Origin of the sequence: Amycolatopsis sp. NPDC051373 (assembly GCF_040689465.1) — a bacterium.
Classification (GTDB): domain Bacteria; phylum Actinomycetota; class Actinomycetes; order Mycobacteriales; family Pseudonocardiaceae; genus Amycolatopsis.
In genome coordinates, this window is record NZ_JBFBAE010000043.1 from 18,588 (window position 1) to 38,321 (window position 19,734).

Below are 19,734 nucleotides of genomic sequence, written 5' to 3' on the forward strand. Positions count from 1 at the left end.
GCCGCGTGGCCGCGGATTCCCCGGCGTGACGAGCTACGGCCGCCAGCGTTCGCTGTAGTCCGGGTGCTCGGCGTACGGCAGGGCGAGCAGCCGCAGCGTCAAGCACCAGTTCGATCCCGCCTCGTCGGCGGGGACGTGACAGGTCTCGCACCAGTATTCGCTGCCGTACAAAGGAAACCCGGGGACCTTTTCGGACACCGTAGTGCGGTGGGCGAGCATGATGCGGCGCGTGACCTCGACCTCGTTGATCATCTGGTTGACGACGTCGAGCTCGTTGTCGCCCAGCGCGCGTACGCGTTGTTCGACCGCGACCTTCGTCTCGCCGCGGTTGAGCGCCTCGCCGGTCTTCGCCTTCTGCACCGCCTGCATGATCAGCGCCTGCCGCTGACCCACCCGCGCGGCGAGGAACGCGATCAGGTCGTCCACGAAAGGCCTCCCTCCTCGAGCCGGGCTCCTCCGGCGCGGGATAGTCGCCGCGCGGCGCCGGGGTGTTACGCGCCGGCTGTGCCAGGGGACAACCCGAGCCCGCCGGACGCTACTCCACTCCCAGCCTGACCTGCGGGAACGTTACGCAGCCGTAAAGGTGGGAATTTTTCGCGTTCGCCGAAGTTGATCACGGACCGTGAGCACCCGCGGCGACGAGGCGGTCACTCGGTGTCGGGCCGCGCCTTGCTCGGCTGCACGCGCTTGGGCTCGCCCGGCATCTTCGGATAGTCCGGCGGGTAGGGCAGTTCCGCGCCGCCGAGGTCGCGGTCGTCGCGTTCGTACCACTCCAGCAGGGTTTCGAGGCCGAACGCCGTTTCGTCCATCGGCGCGTGGAGGTCGCCGAGCTCGGCCAGGAAGGCCGGCACGGTGAGCACGTCGAAGTCGTCCGGGTGCACGTCGTCGAGCATCGCCCAGGTCAGGGGCGTGGACACAGTCGCGCGCTGCGTCCCTCGGACCGACCACGTGGAGGCGACGGTGCGGTCGCGCGCCGCCTGGTTGTAGTCGAGGAACACGCGGCCGCCGCGTTCCTCCTTCCACCACGAAACGGTGGCCTTGTCCGGGATGCGGCGTTCGACCTCGCGCCCGAGCGCGATCACCGCGTGGCGCACGGCGATGAAGTCCCACTCCGGCCGGATGCGCACGAGCACGTGGACCCCGCGCCCGCCGGACGTCTTGGGGTAGCCGGTGAGCCCCGCGTCGGCCAGCACCTCGCGGACCACGCGCGCCACCGCGACGGCGTCGTCGAAGCCGGCCGAGTCCGGCGGGTCGACGTCGATGCGCAACTCGTCCGGATGGTCCACATCGGACCGCCGAACGGGCCACGGGTGGAAGTCGAACGTGCCGAGGTTCGCCGCCCACGCGAACACCGCGGGTTCGGTCGGGCAGACCTCGTCGGCGGTGCGCCCGGACGGGAACGTGATCCGCGCGGTCTGGACCCAGTCCGGCGCGCCCTTGGGCACGCGCTTGGCGTAGAACCACTCGCCCGCCACGCCGTCGACGTAGCGCTTGAGCGTGGTGGGCCGCTCGCCGATCGCGCGCAGCAACGGCTCGCCCACCGCGAGGTAGTGCTCCACCACCTGCCGCTTCGTGATGCCGCGCTCCGGGAAGTACACCTTGTCCGGGCTCGTGACCCTGACGGTGCGCTCCCCCACCTGGTACTCGACCGGATCGCCGTTCTTGGGCATGGGCCCACCGTAGCCGGATCCACGCCGCGCGCCTGCCGATCACGTTTTCCTCTACCGTGGGCCGGGTGTCCGGCAGAACCAAGCTGATCCTCGCGCTCACCGTGCTCGCCCTCCTCGCGGCGGCCGCGGTGTTCCTGCCGATCCCCGGCCCGTCGGACCTGCGCCGCTGGGCCCAGGCGACCGGACCGGCGACGCCGCTGGTGCTGCTGGTCGCATATTCGTTGCTCACCGTGGCGCCCATTCCGCGCACCGTGTTCAACCTCGCGGCCGGGCTGCTCGTCGGCAGCGTCGCGGGGATCGCGATCGGCTTGGTGGCGACGACGATCGCGGCGGGCCTGTCGTTCGCGCTCGCGCGGCTGCTGGGCCGGGACCTCGTGCTGCGGCACCTGCACCGCGCGCCCGTGCGCATCGTGAACGAACGGCTCTCCGGCGGCGGCGTGCTGGCTATCACCTCGCTGCGGCTGATCCCCGTGGTCCCCTTCGCGCCGTTGAGTTACCTGTGCGGAGTGTCGACGGTGAAGCTGGTGCCGTACCTGGTCGGCACGCTGCTCGGGAGCATCCCCGGCACGGTCGCCGTGGTGATCCTCGCCGACGCGCTGACCGGCGACACGCCGCCCGCGCTCCTGGCTTGTTACGCCGTTTTCGCCGCAGCCGGAGCCGTCGGCCTGGTCAGGGTGCTGAAGAAGCGCAGCCCCGCCGTCGGCGAGGAAGAGCCCGCCGTCTCCGCACCGGCTGGCTGACGGCGGCAACATCCACCCGACCGCTACACTCGTTCGGGTGCGCGAGGGGTATCCGCGCTGAGTAAGGCCACGATCACCGGGATTTCGTCAGGAGCGGTCGCCATCGACACCGGTCAGCTGATCGCGGGGCACTACCGCCTCGTCGAGCACATTGGTAGCGGTGCCATGGGTGTGGTGTGGCGCGCCGTCGACGTGCGCCTGGAACGGTCGGTGGCGATCAAGCAGATCCTCCCCCAGCCGGGCGTTTCCGAAGCCGAACGCGACAACATGCGCCAGCGCGCCATGCGCGAGGCCAAGAACGCGGCCCGCTTCCAGCACCCCAACGCGATCGTGGTCTTCGACATCGCCGAACACGGCGGCGACCCCTGCCTCGTGATGGAGTTCCTCGACGGTCCGAGCCTCTCGGCCGTGCTGGCCGAGCAGGGCACGCTGCCCGTCGGCCAGGTCGCGCGCATCGGGGAGCAGGTGGCCGCCGCGCTCGTCGCCGCGCACCGCTCCGGGATCGTGCACCGCGACGTGAAGCCCGGCAACATCCTCATCGACGAGACCGGCACCGCGAAGATCACCGACTTCGGCATCTCGCGCGCGGCCGGCGACATGACGCTCACGCAGACCGGCCTCATCGGCGGCACCCCGGCGTACCTCGCGCCCGAGCTGGCGCGCGGCGCCGACCCGGTGCCCAGCTCCGACGTGTTCGCCCTCGGCGCCACGCTCTACCAGGCCATCGAGGGCCAGACGCCCTACGGCAACACCACCAACCAGCTCGCGCTGCTGTACGCGGCCGCCAACGGCCAGATCAACCCGCCGACCCAGGCCGGCCCGGCCACAGCGCTGCTGATGAGCCTGCTGCGCAGCGAGCCCGGCGAGCGCCCGAGCATGGCCGAGGCCCGCGAAGGCCTGGCGAAGCTCGCGTCGGGCGAACCGGCCGGCCCCGAGCTGCTGTCGTCAGGCCCCACCGAACGCCTCGACCGCGGCGGCTCACGTCCGCCGTGGCAGCGCGTGGACGGCCCGAAGCCCGGCGCCCCGATCCCCGCGCAGAAGGCCCCGTCGAACCCGCCGCGCACCCCGACGGCGGCGTTCATGCCGATGCGCTCGCCCGCCGCGCCGCCCAACACGCCGCCGCGGCCCCAGCCCGCCCAGCCGGCGCCCCCGGTCCGGCCGACGCAGCAGCAGCCCCGCCCGGCCCCGACGGCCGCCGCGCCGAACTACCGCAATGCGTCGAGCACGCCGCCGCGTGCCGACAACAAACGCAAGTTCGCCCTGCTCGCGGGCGGTGCCGCGGCCGTGGTCGTGATCGCGGTGGTGGTGTTCCTCGTGCTGAGCTCGGGCGGTGGCGGCGACAAAGGCACCTCCACGCAGGCGGGCCAGCAGCCCCAGCAGTCGAGCTCGGCGCCCGGGCCGAGCTCCAGCGCTCCGTCAAGCAGCTCGGCGCCGCCGCCGGTCGCGTCGAACGGCAACGTTCAGTGGCAACCCGCGGGCAACGCCGTCGTGCAGTTCTACGGCGCGGTCGGCGACAATCCGGCGGCGGCGTGGGCGATGCTGACCCCCGCCGCGCAGGCTCCGTACGGCAGCCTCGACGCCTTCACCTCGTACTGGAGCCAGCACGTGCTCAAGAAGTACAAAGGCGCCTCCGCGTACCTCGGGCGGAACAATCCGGACGGCTCGGTCGACATCCAGATCAACCTCACGACCGACAGCGGCACCGCGCCGAAGGTCGTCCAGGTGATCGCCGTGCAAGGCGGTGCGCTGATGCTCAACGGCGACACCCGGCCGGACGGCGGGGCGAGCCAGTAGCGGGTCCCCCACCCGCCGTCACCAGGAGCGACGACACCGTTGCGAACCAGTGAGACTCGCCGCGCGGGGAGTGTGGTGAGCAGGGGTGATGGCCTACCGTGGAGCCATGGCCGAGAGCGGAGCTGTACAGCCGGGCTGGAATCCTCGGTTCCACGAGGATCTCGTCGGGCTGGATCCGTACGACCCGGAGGCGCGCGCGTTCGCCGCGCACCTCGACCGGATGGAGCGCACGGGCCCGACGTTCACCGTCGAAGCGTGCCTCGACCAGGTCTCCGACTTCGCCGACTCCAGCAGCCGCGCGGGCGGGCTGCGCTACTGGGTTTCGGCGCTCATCGCGGCGTTGATCGTGCTCGGGGTGATCGTGACCGCATGGCAGATCGTGACCCACGCGATCGCTTTCCTGGCGGGGTAACGTGGGCGACGTGAAAGGTATGAAACCCGTGGTCGGCACCACGCCCCGTGTGGTGAAGTCCGAGCAGGAGTGGCGCGAGCAGCTCAACCCCGAGGAGTACGCGGTGCTCCGCCAGGCCGGCACCGAGCGGCCGTTCGTCGGCGAGTACACCGACACCAAGACCACCGGCGCTTACGAGTGCCGGGCTTGTGGTGCCGAGCTGTTCCGCAGCGACACGAAGTTCGAAAGCCACTGCGGCTGGCCGTCGTTCTTCGACCCGGCGGACTCCGACGCCGTGCTGCTGCGCGAAGACCGCACACTCGGCATGAAGCGCATCGAGGTGCTCTGCGCCTCGTGCCACAGCCACCTCGGCCACGTCTTCGAGGGCGAGGGCTACGACACGCCGACCGACCAGCGCTACTGCATCAACTCGATCTCGCTGAAGCTCGTTCCCGAGACCGAGTGACACGACGATCACCCAAGAGCGCCCTCCCCCACCGGGAGGGCGCTTTTATTTGAGGAAGGCTTAGGGAAACTCCCGGCAACCACGGCGGCTTCCCACGCGTGCACGAAACACGACGCTCCGGGAGGCGCCATGACCCTCATCGCCACCATCACCGGCACGCTGCTCGGCGTGCCCGGATGCGCGGAGCTTCCGCTGTTGCCGAGCCGCACTCAGGCAACCACGGGCTGCACTGTTCCCAACCGGGGCCCAGATGTGCGGACCCGCCACCGTTCCCGACGTCGCCCTGGTGTGCGGGGCTTCCGCGATTCGCGAGCCGGCAGCAGGCCGCGCCACGGAACGTTTCCTCATGGCGCACGAGGACCGGTCGCGCGAGGACAAACCCCCGCCCTCCCCAAGGGGGGCGTCCCCGTTCCATTCTATCGGCCACCCCCGACAAGATCCGACGAAAGACGGCCAGGTTCGGCATCTGTCCACAACCCGACCGAGTGGGGACAATGCCGGCTGCGGCGGCCAGGCAGGCCAACCGGTCGGTTGACCCCGGATGTGCGGGGCCTCGCCGCTCACCACCGTCAGTCGCAGTTGGGGCGCGACCTTTGTCGCTCCAACCTCCCCGCGAACTCGTCCGTTGCGGTGGGCGTGGTCGTGGTTCTCGAGGCCGTGGTGCTCGCCCATTCGTGGCAACAAGCGCGGCAACAGGCGCGGCCCGCCGAAGCCAGTTGCGAAGCGATGCGCGCGGCGTGGGCGGACCGCAGCGTCGTGACGGGAGCCGCCGAGGCCAGCGCGGTCGGTGGACTGGGCGATCACATCGACCACCGGCTGCGGATCGCCTTGCGCCGCGGCCGAAACCCAAGCCACTTCAGATCGGATGCCGGCCCCACCCGTCTCGGCGGTGGCGAGCTACACCTCGGCTCACGCTGCGGCCGTGGGTGAAGCTGTGGTGGAGGCGGTTCGAGCTGCGGCGGCGGCTCAGGACGCGGCGGCGGCTCCACCAGCTGCTGACGGAACCGTGGCGCCGCCGACGGCGTCAGTTGTGCCGACCCACTCGGTGAACCTGGTCGGTACCGGCGACTACGAGAGTGAGGAGGCAAGCCGTGGACGAAACTGGGGGATTTCGGGACCGCAGTTCCTGGCGTGGTACGGAATCGCATTGGCCGTGGTGCTCTTGGTGCAGGTGGTGGGGCCGCGCGTCGCACGCCCGCGAGCGGGCCAGCACACCGGTGAGCTGCCGGACGTCTACCACCTCGCGTACCTGGCCGGCGGGCCCGAGCGCGTGGCCGACACGGCGATCGCGGCGCTGGTGGATCGTGGTCTGCTGCGCGTGAACAGCGAAGGGCTCTTGACGGCGGCAGGCAAACACCCGTCGCACAGGATCGAACGCTCGGTGCACGAGGGGGCGAAGGGCGCCACCGGCGGCACGACCCGCAGTCTGCGGGTTAAGGCCGCGCGGTCGAAGGCGATGAGCGACCTCGAAGGCGATATGCAGCGCACCGGCCTGCTCACCTCCGGCAGCGAAGCACGTCCGTTCCACACCACAATCTTGCTCGCCTACCTGATCCTCGTGGCGATCGGCGCCGTGCGGTTCGTGACGGGTGCGGCGAACGACCGGCCCGTTGGCTGGCTGTTCCTGCTGCTCGTGGTGGTCCTCGTGCTGACGGTCGTCGCGAGCGTGGTGCGCAACCGCAACCGCAAGCGCGTGCGGATCACGGCGAAGGGCCAAGGGGCCCTGACGCGCGCCCGGGGGTCGAGCCGCACGCAGGGCGCGGCGCAGCCGGCCTTGCTGCTCGCCGGAGCGGCCGGCGCCGTGGCGCTGGGCGGGCTCGTGATGTACCCGGACGACGAGCTGAGCGCGGCGCTGATCCCGCCGGTCCAGCCGTTCGCCGGGTCCGGCGGTGGTTCGTCGAGCGGTGGTTCGTCCTGCAGCAGCTCGTCGAGCAGCAGTGGGTCTTCGTGCAGCAGTGGGTCTTCGTGCAGCAGCGGCGGCTCCTCCTGCGGTTCTTCGTGCGGCGGCGGGGGTTGTGGTGGTTGACCGGCTGGGTGTCGGCATCGGCTGGCGGGCCGAGCTGGACCTGTCGATCGCGCGGCTGCCGGGCGTCGACTGGGTGGAGGTCGTCGCCGAGAACCTCCACGCGCCACACCCGCCCGAGAGCCTGCAGGCATTGCGGCAGCGCGGCCTACCCGTGCTGCCGCACGCCGTGTCGCTCTCGCTCGGCGGGGCGGAGCCGCTGGACACGAAGCGCGTCGAGCACCTCGCCGAGCTGGCCCGGGCGCTCGACGCGCCGCTCGCGAGCGACCACGTGTGCTTCGTCCGCGCGGGCGGGCTCGACTCCGGGCACCTCCTGCCGCTGCCGCGCACGCGCGAAGCGCTCGACGTGCTCGTGGCCAACGTCCGACTCGCCCAGTCCATTGTGGACGTCCCCTTGGCACTGGAGAACATCGCGGCCGTACTGGAGTGGCCCGAGAACACGTTGTCGGAGGAGCAGTTCCTCACCGAGCTGACCGAGCGCACGGGGTGCCTGCTGATCATCGACGTGGCGAACCTGTATGCCAACGCGCGCAACGTCGGCACCGACCCGGTGGCGTTTCTCGACGGGATTCCCTGGGAGCGCCTGGCCTACGTGCACATGGCAGGCGGGGTCGAGCGCGACGGCGTCTACCACGACACGCACGCGCACCCGGTACTGCCCGAGGTGCTCGACCTGCTCGCCGAGCTGCGCCGCCGCACCGACCCGCCGGGCGTGCTGCTGGAACGCGACGACGACTACCCCACCGACACCGAGCTGGCCGCGGAGCTCGCCGCCCTGCACACGACGGTGACGGCGTGAGCCGCGAGGAGCTCGCTCGCCGCCCGGCATGCCGCGCTGCTCGACGCGTTGCTCACCGGCGCCCCACCCCCGCCGGGTTTCGCGCCTGACCGGCTGCGCGTCGAAGCCGGCGTCCTGCTCACCAAACGCCGCCGGCTCATGGCGTATCTGCGCCCCGACCTGGCCGAAAGCCTGGGCGAGCGCTTCGGCCCGCTCTTCGCCGCCTACGCCGCCGCGCACCCGAAAACCGACACGATCCGGGCGCGCGAGTACGCCGACGCGTTCGCCGCCTGGGTCGCCGCCCGAGAACCCGCGAAGCGGCGGCGCTGGTTCAGGAGCTGACCGGGTGCCACACCGCGCTGTCGGCTCCGGGCAGGTGCGACGGGTGATCCCAGTGCGGCTGGGCGCCCGGCAGGTCGCCGGCCATCTTCACGCGGGTGAGCTTGCCGAAGTCGCTGTCGACTTCTTCGACGAGGTCGCCGTAATCCACTGAGTCCACACTGGACACCGAAGGTTCCTTGCGCCCCAAGGAATCCAGCCATCGACCCGTTCCCGCGAGAGACAACCGCACGTTCCAGCTGCCACCCTCGACGACCGTGCGGCGCGCCGCCGTCATGATCGCCGCGGCCGCGAGCCAGCCCGTGGTGTGGTCGAGCGCCTGCGCGGGCAGCGGCGTCGGCCGGTCGGTGCCCGCGACGCGAGCGCCTTCCTCGGCGATGCCCGAGGCCATCTGCACCAGGCTGTCGAACCCGCGGCGGCGGGCCCACGGGCCGGCCCAGCCGTAGGCCGACAGGTCGGCCGTGACAAGACCCGGTCGCAGTTCGGCCAACACCTCCGGACCGAATCCGATTCGCTCCAGCGCGCCGGGACGGAACGACTGCAGCACCACATCGGCGCGCGCGATGAGCTTCTTCAGCCGCGCGCGGCCGCCCTCGGTGTCGAGCGCGACGAACCCCGAACGCTTGCCGTGGCCGGTGTCCATCGTCAGCGCGGGGATGCGCGACAGGTGCGCGGCGCCGACGTGCAGCACGTTCGCGCCGTGGGCCGCGAGCACGCGGCCGGCGACGGGCCCGGCGAGCACGTGCGTCAGCTCCAGCACCCGGACCCCGCCCATTGGCCGGTCGGAGTCGAAAAGCGTGTTCTTCGGCGCGTCGCCGATCTGCCGGATCTCGGCGAGCGGCAGGCCGGCGACGGCCTGGCCCTGCGGGTGCGCGAGCCACTCGTCGCGCGAACGCATGAGCGCGGCCGCGCCGCCCGCCGTCACCACGGCGGACTCGACCTCGGCGGCGGTCTTGGCGGCCACGGTCTTCGCGACGGCGTCGCGCTGCGCGGGCACGCCGAGCGACCAGCACACGGCGGCCTCGTGGCGGGGATAGTTCGCGTGGAGCTTCACCCAGCCGTCGGAAGCGAGGTAGTCGCCGGCGATCGGACCCCACGGGCTCGCAGGCGGCTCGCCGTCCACGCGCACGAAAGCTTCGCTGCGCACGGCGGCCGCGGCGTGGCGCGTGTCCGCACCCACCGTGCCGGGTTCGATGCCGCGAAGGCGCAGCAGCTCACCGGCCGCGAGCGTGGCGGCCGCGATGCCCGCCGTCGCGGCGGCCTCGACCCGGAAAGTGCCGGGCAGCAAGGATTCGTCGCCGGTCAAGGACACGGCCGGGAGGGATTCGCCGGTGAGCGTCTGCCACACCCCGGCCAGCACGTCCTGCACGGCGGTTACGGCAGTGCCGCGACGAGCTCGGCGGGCGCCACGCGCGTGCCGGTGTAGAACGGGATCTCCTCGCGCACGTGGCGGCGGGCCTCCGTCGCACGCAGGTGGCGCATCAGGTCGACGATGCGGTGCAGCTCGTCGGCCTCGAACGCGAGGATCCACTCGTAGTCGCCGAGCGCGAACGACGCCACGGTGTTGGCGCGCACGTCCGGGTAGTCACGGGCTTCCTTGCCGTGGTCGGCGAGCATCTTGCGCCGCTCCTCGTCCGGGAGCAGGTACCACTCGTAGGAGCGGACGAACGGGTACACGCAGATGTACTTGCGCGCTTCCTCACCGGCGAGGAACGCCGGGATGTGGCTCTTGTTGAACTCCGCCGGGCGGTGCAGTGCGACCTGGCTCCACACCGGGGTCGACGCGCGGCCCAGCGGCGTGCGCCGGAAGCCGTTGTAGGCGGCCTGGACCTGCTCGATCTCCTCGGCGTGCCACCACACCATGTAGTCGGCGTCGGCCCGGAGCACGGACAGGTCGTAGACGCCGCGCACCACCACGCCCTTGTCGGCGAGCCCGTCGAGGAACTCCGCCGTCTCCTGCCCCGCGGTCCCGCGGTCCTCGCCGAGGCGGCCGGGCTCGACCCGGAAGACCGACCAGGCGGTGTAACGGATGCTGTCGTTGAGCTCGTTGTAGTTCAGCCGCGCCATGGCTCCATCCTCGCACCGCACGGCTTCCGGGCGCCAAGCGCCTCCGTCACGTCACACTGTGAAGCTCGCCGCGATCCGCTTCGCGGCGGCGTCGGCGGTGGCGACGCACGCCGGGAGCCCGACGCCGTGCAGCGTCGCGCCCGCGACGGCCAGGCCGGGCAGCTCGTTGACGGCGGTTTCGATGCGCGTCACGCGCTCGAGGTGCCCGGCGCCGTACTGCGGCAGGCCGCCGCCCCAGCGGGTGACCAGCGTGTCGAGCGGCTGTGCGGTGACACCGGTGAGGCGGGCGAGGTCGTCGCGGACGGCGTGCACCAGGGCTTCGTCGTCGCCGTTCAGCGCGCCCTGCTCGCGGAAGCGGCCGACGGAGCCGCGGACGAGCACCGGGCCGGCGGCGCCGTAGTGGGCCCACTTGTTGGCGGAGAAGGTGAAGGCCTTCGACGCGTACGGCACCCCCTCGGCGTCCTTCTCGCCGGCGCCGATGAGGATGCCCGACGCGTCGGGCAGTTCGGTGCCGGGCGGCAGCGCGAGGGCGACCACGGCCATCGAGGCCAGCTCGACCTCGCCGAACGCCTGGGACGCGGCCGGGACGAGGTCGGCGAGCAGCTTGCGCGCGGCGGGGGCGGGCACGGCGAGCACAACGGCGTCGACGTTCACCGGGGTGTCCTCGGGAGCGTGGGCCGGGGCGGCGGCGCCCACGTCGAGGCGCCAGCCGTTCGCGGTGCGGGTCAGGGCGCGGACGGTGGCGGAGGTGCGCACGGTGGCTCGGGACAGCTCGCGCAGGCGGTCCAGCAGTGTGGTCAGGCCGCCGGTCAACGTGCCGAACACGGGCGCGGTGCCGGGGGTCTTCGGCAGCAGGGCGGCCGCGGCGTCGGTGAGCGACCCGGCGCCCTCGGCGACGGCCTTGGCCAGGCCGGGCATGGTCGCGCGCAGCCCGAGGCCGTCGGCGCCGCCCGCGTAGACACCGCCGAGCAGCGGGTCGACGAGCCGATCGACGAGCTCGTCGCCGAAGCGGGTGCGCAGCAGCGGACCGAGAGCCACGTCGGCGGCGGTGAGCTCGACGGGGCCGAGGGAACGTTCCTTTTCGACGGCGAGGCGGCCGTCTTCCGAGAGCACGCCGGCCACGGCGTCGGCGGAGGCGGGCACGCCCATGACCGTGCCGGGCGGCAGGCCCGTGACGGTGCCGCCGGCGTGGATCTTGGCGCGCGCCTTCGTGGGGTGCACCAGGTGCTCGCCCAGCCCGACCTCGGCGACCAGCGCCGTGACCTCGGGCCGGCGGGCGAGGAAGGCTTCGGCGCCGACGTCGTAGGGCACGCCTCCGACCTCGGCCGTGCGCAGCTTGCCGCCGACGGCGGGGGTGGCTTCGAAGACGGTGATCGCGACGCCGTCGCCGAGCAGCGTCCGCAGGCGGTAGGCCGCGGTCAGGCCGGAGATGCCGCCGCCGACGACGGCGACGTGCTTCACAGCGAGTGCACCAGCTCGGCGACGCGGGTGAGGACCTCGGGCTCGACGCTCGGCAGCACGCCGTGGCCGAGGTTGAAGATGTGCCCGTCGGCCGCGCGGCCCTCGTCGACGATCCGGCGGACCTCGGCCTCGATCACCGGCCAGCCCGCGTAGAGCAGCGCCGGGTCGAGGTTGCCCTGCACCACGGCCTTGCCGCCGAGCCGGCGCACGGCCTCGTCGAGCGGCACGCGCCAGTCGACCCCGACGACGTCGGCGCCCGCTTCGCGCATCGCCACGAGCAGCTCGCCCGTGCCGACGCCGAAGTGGATCCGCGGCACGCCGTAGCCCGCGACGCCGGCCAGCACCTTCGCCGAGTGCGGCTGGACGAACTCGCGGTAGTCGCGCTCGGACAGCGCGCCGGCCCACGAGTCGAACAGCTGGACGGCGTCGGCGCCAGCGTCGAGCTGCGCACGAAGGAAGGTGAGCGCGATGTCGGCGAGGCGGCCGGCGAGCTCGTGCCAGAGCTCGGGTTCGGCGTGCATGAGCGCCTTGGTGTGCTCGTGGTTGCGGCTCGGACCGCCCTCGATGAGGTAGCTGGCCAGCGTGAACGGCGCGCCGGCGAAGCCGATCAACGGCGTGTCGCCCAGGCGTTCCACCAGCAGGCCCACGCCCTCGGCCACGCGCTCGACCTGCTCGGTCTCCAGCAGCGGAATCGCCCGCACGGCTTTGCGGTCGCGCACCGGCTCGGCCACCACCGGCCCCGTGCCGGGCACGATGTCGATGTCCAGGCCCGCGGCCTTCAGCGGCACCACGATGTCGCTGAACAGGACCGCCGCGTCCACACCGTGCCGGCGCACCGGCTGCAGCGTGATCTCGGCGAGCATCTCGGGGTCGAAGCACGCGTCGAGCATCGCGACGCCCTCGCGCAGCTTCCGGTACTCCGGCAGCGACCGCCCGGCCTGGCGCATGAACCACACGGGCGTGCGCACGGGCTTCTCCCCGCGCGCCGCGGCCAGGAACGGCGACTCCGCCAGCACACGCCGCGCCGCGACAGCCGGGGCGGTCTCGGACGCAAAGGACTCAGACACAGACGAAAGCTCAGCCACGAAGCCCATCGTCCCACGCCTGGTGCTCCCGCCTGGGCGGGGCGGCCCCGGCGCCGGATTCGGCCGCGTTCGTCCTCCGTCGCTCGCGGGCGGCGAGCAGCCGGCGGGCCGCTCGGAGGCCTCCGGGGCCGGGTTATCGGACCGGCCGCACAACCCCCACCGGCGCTCCGGCCGCAAGCGGCCGCCGACCTCCGGTCAAGCCACGCCTGCCCACACCCACGGTCCTCGCGCTCCGCCGGCCCGCCCCGCGAAGTCCGACCAGCCTTCCGGCCGGTTCAAGCCGCCGCGCCCGAATCACCCGGCCCGGACAAGCGGCCGGGGACGACGCAGTCCGGGCGCATCGGATCCGATCGCCGAAGTTCGGTCAGCACGCAGTCGCGGCTCCCCCACCCCGGCCCGACCGCCGAAGCCGCGACCAGAACTCCCACCACGACCGGCCTGATCAAGCCTCCGCGCCCGATTCGTCCGCCCCGGCGACGCGCCGGCGGACCACTGGGCCGGTCGGGTCGTCCCTCGGCGCGCCTGCGTCCGCAACGGGGCGTCGCCGCCCTACAGTCGTTGCGTGACCGCGATGACGCCAGTGCCCGAACTCTTCCGCGAAGCCGTCGCGGCGCTGAAGTCCGTGCGGCCGCGTCCCGAGGTGCGACTGGAGACCATGCGGGCGCCGCAGCGGCTGGCGCCGTGGTCGTTCGCCGTGAGCTGTGAGGTGGAGGGCCCGGCGGACGTGCTGGCGTCGGGGCGGCTCGTACTGCTGCACGACCCCGACGGCCAAGAAGGCTGGGACGGCGTCCTGCGGCTGGTCATGTACGTACGGGCGGAGCTCGACCGTGAGCTGGCCACCGATCCCTTCCTGCCGGCCGTCGGCTGGTCGTGGCTGACCGATGCGCTGGAAGCGTCGGGCGCCTCGATGAAGGCGCTGGGCGGCACCGTCACCGAGACCTCGTCGGCGCGGTTCGGCGACATCTCCGGGCCCTCGCGCACCGACGACCTCGAGCTGCGGGCCTCCTGGACGCCCACCGACGCCGCGCTGCGGGCCCACGGCTACGCGTTCTGCCAGGTCATGGCGAGCGTCGTGGGGCTGCCGCCGGTCGGCGTCACGCTGTTCGAACAGCGCCAGAGCTCCTGATCCACCGAAGTTCACCCGGACGGGCCGCCCGTCCGGGACCTTCGCGCGCCCTCAGAACGGCCAGGAGCGCCTGTCGTGGTCTGGACAACCGACGGCACCGGTGGCGGACCGAACGCGATTCTGAGAGCCGTTCACGTCCGTCCACCTGGGACCGCACGCGCTAGCACGCACGGATGCCCACGTTCGTGAAGACCCAATGATCACGGGCTGTCATGCCCTGGTCACGCCCACAAAGCCACTCAGTACCCGCGGAGCCCCCGACACGGCCCCGCCCGGAGCCGCTCGAAGACCCTCTGTGCAAACGTGAAGAAAGTTGATCTTGCCCCGGCGGAGGGCGATTTCCGACGTCTGGTGGACTGCTCACGAGACGTCCGGGCGGAAGCACCCGCAGGTGCACGGCCCACCTGCACGGGCGTTTCGGGTTCGGTAACTCTGTTGCATCGCCTCCGGAAGCCGTTCCGTTAGCAACGGGCTCAGCACTAGCCCGATCGTGTGACGGTGAACGCCCTGAGTGACGAGTCGTTTCAGATAGATACCCATTCGATCCCCCCGTAACGGCCTCCGGGCGGCTACAGTGCCTTCGACGACACCACTTTCGGTCTAAAGCTGGCGCGGCTGAACGGCCGAAGGTCCCGGTGCCGGTCGGGGGGCACGACCGACTCCAGGGAGGTAGTGACGTGGCTACCGTCGGCATTTCTCAGGCCGTTCGATCCACGCCAGCCGGTGCATTGCCGGCGAGCATGGTTCCGCACCCGCGGGAAGAGCTTTTTTCCGTGTTGGTGGTCGATGACCACCCGCTGTTGAGGGAGGCAATCGCAGCACGACTCGCACAGATGGGTGCGGGCACGGTCCACGAAGCCGCCACGGTGGCCGAGGCGAGGGCGCGAGCACAGGCCACCGGCCCGTGCGACCTGGCGATCCTCGATCTCGGACTGCCGGACGGCAGCGGCATCGAGCTGGTTACGGAACTCCGTAGCCACGGATGGCCGCGCGTGGTGGTGCTCGCATCGTCCGACGACCCGTACGCGGTTCGGTCGGCGTTCCAGGCCGGTGCCCAGGCGTACCTGCTGAAGTCCGCGTCGCCGGTGGTTGTCACCGACGGCGTGCGCAGGGTCCTGGAAGGCGGCGTGTACGCCGACCCGAGCGTGGCCCCGGTTTTGGCGACCGGCACGCGGGTCGCGGGTACCGACAACACCCCGCGTGAGCTCTCCGCCCGTGAGGTCGAGGTGCTCCAGCTCGTCGCCGACGGGCAGTCGAACAAGGAGATCGGGGAGGAACTTTCCCTCTCCGCGCTCACCGTGAAGTCGCACCTCTCCCGCATCGGGCGCAAGCTCGGCACGGGTGACCGGGCACAGATGGTCGCATTGGCAATGCGCGCCGGTGTGATCCGCTGACGAAGGCAGACAGAGGCCCTGCGGGGCGGGCGGACCAGGCGCGGTACGCCCGTCCCGTAGGGTCGTCAGCTATGGGAAGTGCACAGGCGGACGGCGCCCGGACCGGAGAGACCACCACCGAGGACGCCGGATCGCCCGTGCTGCTACGCGAGCCCGCCGAAGGCACACCCCCCGTGGTGACCGATCCGGCGGCGCTCGCTGAAGCGTGCGCGCGGCTCGCCGCCGGAACCGGTGCCGTGGCCGTGGACACCGAACGGGCGTCCGGCTACCGCTACTTCCCCAAGGCCTACCTCGTGCAGCTGCGCCGCGAAGGCTCCGGCACGGTGCTGCTCGACCCGATCGCGCTGGCCGACGACCTCGCGCCCCTGCGCGAAGTCCTCAACGACACCGAGTGGGTGCTCCACGCCGCCAGCCAGGACCTGCCGTGCCTGGCCGAGCTGGACCTGCGCCCCAAGAGCCTCTTCGACACCGAGCTGGCCGGTCGGCTGGCGGGCTATGAGCGCGTGGCGCTGGGCACGCTCGTCGAGCTGCTGCTCGGCTACACGCTCGAGAAGGGCCACAGCGCCGCCGACTGGTCGAAGCGGCCGCTGCCCGTCGACTGGCTCAACTACGCCGCCCTCGACGTCGAGCTCCTCAACGAGCTGCGCGAACGTCTCGAGGTCGAGCTGGAGTCCCAGGGCAAGCTCGAGTGGGCACGGCAGGAGTTCGAAGCCGTGCGCACCGCGCCGCCGCCCGCCCCGCGCGCCGAGCCGTGGCGCCGCACGTCGGGTGTGCACAAGATCCGCAGCCCGCGCGGCCTCGCCGCCGTGCGCGAGCTGTGGCAGGCCCGCGACGAGCTGGCCCGCAAACGCGACCGCGCGCCCAGCCGCATCCTGCCCGACAGCGCCATCGTCAACGCCGTGACTGCCGACCCGAAGACCGTTGAGGAGCTGCAGGCCCTGCCGGTGTTCAGCGGCCGCGTGCAGCGCAAGTACACAGCCAGCTGGCTGCGGCACCTGCAGGCGGCCAAGACGCTGCCCGCGAGCGAGCTCCCCAGCCCCACCCAGCCGTCCGACGGCCCACCCCCGGTCAACCGCTGGGCCGACAAGGACCCCGACGCCGCCGCCCGCCTCTCCGCGGCACGCGCGGCGCTGGCCGCCATCGCCGAGGACCGCCGGCTGCCGGTGGAGAACCTCATGCTGCCCGACCTCGTGCGGCGCACGTGCTGGCGGCCGCCGGCCGACCTGTCGGAAGACGGGGTGGCGGCGGTGCTGCAGGCAGGTGGGGCGCGGCCGTGGCAGGTGGAGCTGACGGTAGGGGCGTTGAGCAAGGCGTTGCACACGACGGCGACGGCCTGAAATTCACGTGCGCATGCGGCGCGTGAGCTGTCAGGCTCACGGCTGTGAACGTGCTTTCCTGCGGGCACCCGGGTCCGGCTTCGGCCACCCGCCGGTGCCCGCACCTGGGTTTTCCTGATTCCCCGCGCCATAGTCTGGTCTTCACTGGAGTCGCCAGTGAACTCGACCTGCTCTGTGAGTCCTGCGCCGACGGGCCTGCCGCCGAGCTCCGAACCATCTGCCCGCGCTGTGTCGCGGCCACGCACCACCCCATCCACGTCGAACGCCTCGTCGGCACCCCGCAGCCGATCCATCGCGATTCACCTCTCGGCGGCACCTGGTGCACCCGCCCGTGCGCGGTCGTGCCGTGGGGCGACGAGTGCCTCGCGCCCCTGCCCGATGGCTGGCTCGCGCTGACCGCCGAGGGCCTCGTGGCTCTGCCGGACGACGGCGATCCCGAACGACTGACCGGTCCGATCCAGTTGCCCGCCGAGAAGCACAAGGCGCTGCGGATGCGCGAACCGCGTCCAGCGTTGTCCACGTCGGCCGACGGCGAACGCACCGCGGTGGTGACCGACTACGGCAGCCACGGAGTGGTTCTCGCGACGCGCACCGGCGAGGTAATCCGGTGGCTCGACATCGGGGACTACAACAGCGAGCAGGTGCCCTTCCCGTTCACCTTTCTCCCGGGGTATTTCGTCGCCGCGAGCGCGTGGAACCGGCTCGACCTGTACGACGCCGCCACCGGAGACCGGCTGCCGCTGGACGACGAAGACCCGGACTACTTCCACGGCCGTCTCACCGCGAGTCCGTCGGGCCGCTGGCTCGTGGACGACGGTTGGGTATGGGCCCCGGCCGGCGTCCCGGCCGTGATCGACGTTTCGGCCTGGCTCGGCGGCGATGCACGGGCACCCCGCGACCTGCCCGTGCTCACCGACCGTGGATACGTGTGGGACACGCCGATGGCCTGGATCTCCGACGACCTGCTCGCCCTGCAGAAACCCGGCCCGGACGAGGGCGAGACGATCGACGGAGTCGAGCTGTTCGACCCGGTCACACGCGAAAGCCGCGGGCTGTTCGCGGGGCCGAACGGTCCGATGTGGGCGGTCGAGAACCTGCTCTACGTGACCGCCGCCGAGGGGTTCGAGGTCTGGGACCCCGCCGACGGTGCCCGGACCGCCTTCGTGCCCGGCTTCCGGCCCACCGCGGCCGACCCGCGCACCGGCCGGTTCGCCGAACTGCGCGACGGATCGCTTCGCGTATGGACACCCACCTGACGAGTGCTCAGCCCAGGCGGTCCAGGACCTCTTGCGCCGCAATCACTTCCGGATGGCCCACCGGCCACGCCACCGCCGCGAGGACCTCGCGGGCGTGGAACGCCGCCACCTCCGGGTCCGGGTGGATTTGGGCCAGGGTCCCGCGGTTGCGCAGCGTCTGGCGCCAGCCGCTCCAGAACTCGGCGACCAGCGACGTGAGCAGGGAGGCCGCTTCAGCGTGGTCGTCGGTCAGAACCAGCACGTCGGCGAGGCACTGGCGGAAGAAGCCGTGGCGCGCGTGCCGGGCGGCGAGTTCGCGCAATGGCGGCACCGCAAGAGCAGGGTCGCCCAGCTCGGCGGTGATCTCCAGGCGCGCGGCTTCCGCCCAGTCGAGGTCGAACGGCTTCTTCAAGTGCGGCACGATCTTCTCGGCCAGTTCGCGCAGGGCCTCGTCCTGGCGGTCGGCATCGCACAGTGCGATCAGGTCGCCGAAGCGAACTTCGCGGGTCAGCGGGTCGGCGTCGCCGAGTTCGGAGGCGCAGTAGCGGACCACCGACGCCGACGCGGCGACACGCTCGTCGATGCGGTTGGCCACACCCAGGGCCTCGACGAGCATGCGGCGGCACGAGATCGTGGCGGCTTCGGGGCCCCAGGTCTTCTCGTAGACGTCCTCCGTCTCGGCCAGCAGGGGTACGGCCTCGTCGGGGCGGCCCTGGCCGGACCACGACATCGCGAGTTGCACCCAGAGGCCCAGCGTTTCCTTGCTGCGCGGACCGAATTCGCGGGTCATGGGCGGCACGAGCTCACGGAACACCGGCTCGGCGTCGCGCCATTCGCCCAGTTCGCCCAGCCGGACGGCGACCCCGAAGCGCTCCAGCAGGTCACGCGCGCCTTCCCGGCCGCGCGACCACGCGACCGATCCGCGCAGCGCGGACGCCTCGTCCACCGGCCGCGAGCGGAAGAACTTCACGAGCGCCACCCCCACGACGTGTCCACAATGCGCATTATGTCCGACCAACCGGGTTGAGCAGCGCGCGGGCCGCCGCTCGCAGCGTGTCGTCCGGTTCGCCGAGGCCGGCCAGCCGGACGACGGCGTCGGCCGTTTCGCGGGCGTGGGCCTCCACGTCGAGCGCCGGGTCGTCGCGGCGCGTGATCGCAGTGCTCTCCACGAGGCCGAACACCAGGTCCGTGCGGATCGCGGGCGCACCGGCGATCCGCACGAGCGTGCCGTACGCGGCCTTCAGCTCGGACCGCTCCGCGCGGAACCCGGCGAGGTTCGGCGACGACACCTCGGGCAGCAGGTACAGCGCGCCGATGTTGTGCCGCGCCCCGCCGAGCAGCCGCACGTCCGCATAGGCCAGCGCCCACAACCGCACGCTCGCCGGCTCGGGCGAGGGCGAGGAGACCAGCCCGACCGCGACCGCCAGGGAAGGCCGGACCGTGGCCGCCAGCAGTTCGGCGAGGATGTCCTCCTTGGCCGGGAAGTGGTAGTACAGCGACGCCTGCCGCAGGCCCGCCCGCTCGGCGATCGCGCGAGTGGTGGTCGCCGCGTACCCGGCGCCGGTGAACAACTCCCCCGCCGCGTCGAGCACCGCCTCGCGCGCGTCCTGGCGGCTCGCCGCCGCGCCACTCGCGCGAGGCCGCCCCACTCCCGTCGCCTTCCCGTCCACCCCGCCGATCCTGCCAGGCGCCCCGCCGTGTTACGCGCGACAGCCCCTTCCGGAAACACCCGTTAACACTCGCCTTACGCGAGCGAGACGGCAGCGACCCACCGGCGGCTTAATTTCGGTCAACCGATCGAAATACCCGCCAGCAGACGGGAGCCCCG

General features: G+C 72.1%; 20 protein-coding genes. 12 read left to right on the plus strand and 8 right to left on the minus strand.

The window, feature by feature from the left end:
- Positions 1-33: 33 nt before the first annotated feature.
- Complete coding sequence (locus tag AB0383_RS46670) at positions 34-426, minus strand: DUF6221 family protein (RefSeq protein ID WP_364188227.1); 393 nt, start codon at positions 424-426, stop codon at positions 34-36.
- Between the two features lie 221 nt (positions 427-647).
- The gene (locus AB0383_RS46675) at positions 648-1,670 is read right to left on the minus strand and encodes a DNA polymerase domain-containing protein (RefSeq protein ID WP_366190932.1); all 1,023 of its coding nucleotides are present in this window, start codon (positions 1,668-1,670) and stop codon (positions 648-650) included.
- 65 nt (positions 1,671-1,735) lie between these two features.
- Here AB0383_RS46675 and AB0383_RS46680 point away from each other — a divergent pair, with 65 nt between their 5' ends.
- From AB0383_RS46680 to AB0383_RS46715, 8 genes are all read left to right on the plus strand, one after another.
- Positions 1,736-2,410 carry a TVP38/TMEM64 family protein gene (locus AB0383_RS46680; protein WP_366190934.1) on the plus strand — a complete coding sequence of 225 codons (675 nt, stop codon included), beginning with the start codon at positions 1,736-1,738 and terminating at the stop codon, positions 2,408-2,410.
- A 117-nt stretch (positions 2,411-2,527) separates the two neighbouring features.
- Entirely contained in the window at positions 2,528-4,204 is a 1,677-nt protein-coding gene (locus tag AB0383_RS46685) for a serine/threonine-protein kinase (protein ID WP_364188388.1), read from the plus strand.
- Positions 4,205-4,310: 106 nt separating this feature from the next.
- Positions 4,311-4,616: a hypothetical protein gene (locus tag AB0383_RS46690; RefSeq protein ID WP_220238380.1), complete on the plus strand. Its 306-nt coding sequence runs from the start codon at positions 4,311-4,313 to the stop codon at positions 4,614-4,616.
- A 19-nt stretch (positions 4,617-4,635) separates the two neighbouring features.
- Positions 4,636-5,061 carry a peptide-methionine (R)-S-oxide reductase MsrB gene (msrB, locus tag AB0383_RS46695; RefSeq protein WP_220247509.1) on the plus strand — a complete coding sequence of 142 codons (426 nt, stop codon included), beginning with the start codon at positions 4,636-4,638 and terminating at the stop codon, positions 5,059-5,061.
- Between the two features lie 636 nt (positions 5,062-5,697).
- Positions 5,698-5,991, plus strand: coding sequence for a hypothetical protein (locus AB0383_RS46700; RefSeq protein ID WP_366190936.1), 294 nt, complete (start codon positions 5,698-5,700; stop codon positions 5,989-5,991).
- A gap of 115 nt (positions 5,992-6,106) precedes the next feature.
- A complete protein-coding gene (locus AB0383_RS46705; protein ID WP_366190985.1) occupies positions 6,107-7,087 on the plus strand; it encodes a TIGR04222 domain-containing membrane protein in 981 nt (326 codons plus the stop codon).
- Complete coding sequence (locus tag AB0383_RS46710; RefSeq protein WP_366190938.1) at positions 7,080-7,883, plus strand: DUF692 domain-containing protein; 804 nt, start codon at positions 7,080-7,082, stop codon at positions 7,881-7,883. The genes AB0383_RS46705 and AB0383_RS46710 overlap by 8 nt, the downstream gene beginning before the upstream one ends.
- A gap of 48 nt (positions 7,884-7,931) precedes the next feature.
- Complete coding sequence (locus tag AB0383_RS46715) at positions 7,932-8,204, plus strand: hypothetical protein (RefSeq protein ID WP_366190940.1); 273 nt, start codon at positions 7,932-7,934, stop codon at positions 8,202-8,204.
- Here AB0383_RS46715 and AB0383_RS46720 read toward each other — a convergent pair.
- The 4 genes from AB0383_RS46720 to hemE are packed head-to-tail and all read right to left on the minus strand — an operon-like array spanning position 8,194 to position 12,823.
- Positions 8,194-9,570: a CoA transferase gene (locus tag AB0383_RS46720; protein ID WP_366190942.1), complete on the minus strand. Its 1,377-nt coding sequence runs from the start codon at positions 9,568-9,570 to the stop codon at positions 8,194-8,196. The two genes, AB0383_RS46715 and AB0383_RS46720, sit on opposite strands and share 11 nt — an antisense overlap.
- A gap of 5 nt (positions 9,571-9,575) precedes the next feature.
- On the minus strand, positions 9,576-10,268 hold the full coding sequence (gene hemQ / locus AB0383_RS46725; protein WP_220238375.1) for a hydrogen peroxide-dependent heme synthase: 693 nt from the start codon (positions 10,266-10,268) through the stop codon (positions 9,576-9,578).
- A 51-nt stretch (positions 10,269-10,319) separates the two neighbouring features.
- Entirely contained in the window at positions 10,320-11,729 is a 1,410-nt protein-coding gene (gene hemG, locus AB0383_RS46730; protein WP_364174256.1) for a protoporphyrinogen oxidase, read from the minus strand.
- Positions 11,726-12,823 carry a uroporphyrinogen decarboxylase gene (gene hemE, locus AB0383_RS46735; RefSeq protein WP_364174259.1) on the minus strand — a complete coding sequence of 366 codons (1,098 nt, stop codon included), beginning with the start codon at positions 12,821-12,823 and terminating at the stop codon, positions 11,726-11,728. Before hemE ends, hemG begins: the two co-directional genes overlap by 4 nt.
- A gap of 553 nt (positions 12,824-13,376) precedes the next feature.
- Here hemE and AB0383_RS46740 point away from each other — a divergent pair.
- The 4 genes from AB0383_RS46740 to AB0383_RS46755 all read left to right on the plus strand — a co-directional run bounded on the left by AB0383_RS46740 (position 13,377) and on the right by AB0383_RS46755 (position 17,927).
- Complete coding sequence (locus tag AB0383_RS46740) at positions 13,377-13,940, plus strand: DUF3000 domain-containing protein (RefSeq protein ID WP_364174262.1); 564 nt, start codon at positions 13,377-13,379, stop codon at positions 13,938-13,940.
- A 677-nt stretch (positions 13,941-14,617) separates the two neighbouring features.
- A complete protein-coding gene (locus AB0383_RS46745) occupies positions 14,618-15,334 on the plus strand; it encodes a response regulator transcription factor (RefSeq protein WP_033261886.1) in 717 nt (238 codons plus the stop codon).
- A gap of 71 nt (positions 15,335-15,405) precedes the next feature.
- Complete coding sequence (locus AB0383_RS46750) at positions 15,406-16,671, plus strand: ribonuclease D (RefSeq protein WP_364174265.1); 1,266 nt, start codon at positions 15,406-15,408, stop codon at positions 16,669-16,671.
- 44 nt (positions 16,672-16,715) lie between these two features.
- The gene (locus AB0383_RS46755) at positions 16,716-17,927 is read left to right on the plus strand and encodes a hypothetical protein (RefSeq protein WP_366190946.1); all 1,212 of its coding nucleotides are present in this window, start codon (positions 16,716-16,718) and stop codon (positions 17,925-17,927) included.
- A 7-nt stretch (positions 17,928-17,934) separates the two neighbouring features.
- Here the strand turns inward: AB0383_RS46755 and AB0383_RS46760 are convergent, their stop codons facing one another.
- Together AB0383_RS46760 and AB0383_RS46765 are read right to left on the minus strand one after the other, a co-directional pair.
- Complete coding sequence (locus AB0383_RS46760; RefSeq protein ID WP_366190948.1) at positions 17,935-18,891, minus strand: hypothetical protein; 957 nt, start codon at positions 18,889-18,891, stop codon at positions 17,935-17,937.
- Positions 18,892-18,910: 19 nt separating this feature from the next.
- Complete coding sequence (locus tag AB0383_RS46765; RefSeq protein ID WP_366190950.1) at positions 18,911-19,576, minus strand: helix-turn-helix domain-containing protein; 666 nt, start codon at positions 19,574-19,576, stop codon at positions 18,911-18,913.
- Between the last annotated feature and the right edge of the window lie 158 nt (positions 19,577-19,734).

Bases quoted from the DNA above. Each gene is read 5' to 3' on its own strand.
- AB0383_RS46675 (WP_366190932.1), bottom strand. From the start codon at position 1,670: ATGCCCAAGAACGGCGATCCGGTCGAGTACCAGGTGGGGGAGCGCACC.
- AB0383_RS46690 (WP_220238380.1), top strand. From the start codon at position 4,311: ATGGCCGAGAGCGGAGCTGTACAGCCGGGCTGGAATCCTCGGTTCCAC.
- msrB (WP_220247509.1), top strand. From the start codon at position 4,636: ATGAAACCCGTGGTCGGCACCACGCCCCGTGTGGTGAAGTCCGAGCAG.
- hemQ (WP_220238375.1), bottom strand. From the start codon at position 10,268: ATGGCGCGGCTGAACTACAACGAGCTCAACGACAGCATCCGTTACACC.
- hemE (WP_364174259.1), bottom strand. From the start codon at position 12,823: ATGGGCTTCGTGGCTGAGCTTTCGTCTGTGTCTGAGTCCTTTGCGTCC.
- AB0383_RS46750 (WP_364174265.1), top strand. From the start codon at position 15,406: ATGGGAAGTGCACAGGCGGACGGCGCCCGGACCGGAGAGACCACCACC.